The 1,474-nt window shown below is 67.4% G+C and carries 1 protein-coding gene; it reads right to left on the bottom strand.

The window, feature by feature from the left end; genetic code table 11:
- Positions 1 to 22: 22 nt before the first annotated feature.
- The gene (locus ACPYN4_RS15475) at positions 23 to 1,228 is read right to left on the bottom strand and encodes an IS110 family transposase (RefSeq protein ID WP_424446875.1); all 1,206 of its coding nucleotides are present in this window, start codon (positions 1,226 to 1,228) and stop codon (positions 23 to 25) included.
- Between the last annotated feature and the right edge of the window lie 246 nt (positions 1,229 to 1,474).

The raw sequence follows: 1,474 nt of genomic DNA, 5'->3' as shown, positions 1-1,474 counted from the left end.
GGGGGTGCCCCTATGTCTTCTGTCAAGCGGCGAGGACCGGTTCGGTGATGCGCGACTGGTAGAGGGTGCCGTCGCGGAGCATCGCGAACAGGACGTCGGAGCGGCGCCTGGCGAGAGCGATGAGTGCTTGGTTGTGGCGTTTGCCTTGGGCGATCTTGCGGTTGTAGTAGGCCCGGGACTCGGGGTCGCGGAGCGCCGCGAACGCGGAGAGGAACATGGTCCGTTTCAGGATCTTGTTGCCCCGTCGGGAGGGATGTTCGCCGCGGATCGAGCTGCCCGATCTCCTGGTGACTGGTGCGAGGCCGGCGTAGGCGGCGAGGTGCCCTGCGGTCGGGAAGCTCTTCGTCGTGACTTCGGTGAGGAGCCGGGCTGCAGTCCTGACGCCGACTCCGGGCATGCTCGTCAGGACCGGCTGAAGAGGGTGAGCGTCGACGATCTTCTCGACCTCGATGGCGATCTCGTCGCGTTGCCGCCGCAACGCCTGGAGCTGCTCTGCGAGCCTGGGGAGCACCAGCGCGGCGGCGTCGGTGCCGGTCACCACGACGGTCTGCTCGCCGAGCGCGGTCATGATCTCTGCCGCCCAGACACGACCTTTGCGGGGCGCGTTCTTCAGCAGCCGGTTTCCTAGCCGCTTCTCACCCGCAGTCTTCATCGCCGCCGGAGACGGGTAGTGCTGCAGCAGGTCCAGGATCGCGGGATGGTCCAGACGCGGCCCGACCACTCGCTCCAGCGCGGGGTGGATCTGCGTGAGCAGGCCCCGGATTCTGTTGGAGACCTGGACGATCTGACCGGCGAGGTCGTCGTCGAACCCGCAGAGCATCGTCAGCTCCGCGACGTGCTCGTCGGCGATCTGGATCGACCGCAGCGTGTGCGGCATCGTGCGGGCCGTCTCGGCGATGATCGCCGCATCACGGGCATCGGTCTTCGCCTCTCCGGGGTGCAGATCCGCGATCCGGCGCATCGCCAGCCCGGGTAGGTAGCCAACCAGCACGCCTTCCGCTTGAGCGACCGCGACCGGCAGCGCTCCGATCGTCGCCGGCTGATCAACGACCAGGAGGACCTGGCCGTGTTGCGCGAGCTGGGTCAGCACCGCGCGCAGCTTGGTCTCGTCGTTGGGCAGCGCCTTGTCGAACAATCGCCCGCCGGCTCTGCTTAGCGCCACGGCGTGATGTTCGCCCTTGCCGACGTCGAGCCCGACGAACACGTCGACGTCGTCGTATCTGTCGATGCTTGTGATCACTGCTCCTCCGTTCGTGTCGACGACGGCGTCCGCGACGGTGCGTCTCGGCATCCACGTTACGAACGGCCTCGAGCAACGCTCGGGCCCAGCCCCTATCAGCGATCACACACCGCCAACCGGGCCCGGTGACAACACCCCCCGGATCATCGAGGACAGGGGGCAGCAATCATGCCGGGCCCGGCAGGCCGTCACCACCCAGCATGCTCACCGAGCGGCCACGAAGAAAGTAACGGG

The sequence above is a fragment of the Microbacterium sp. CH-015 genome, assembly GCF_049707015.1.
In the GTDB taxonomy this organism is placed as follows: domain Bacteria; phylum Actinomycetota; class Actinomycetes; order Actinomycetales; family Microbacteriaceae; genus Microbacterium; species Microbacterium aurum.
This window is presented reverse-complemented; position numbering and strand designations above follow the sequence as displayed.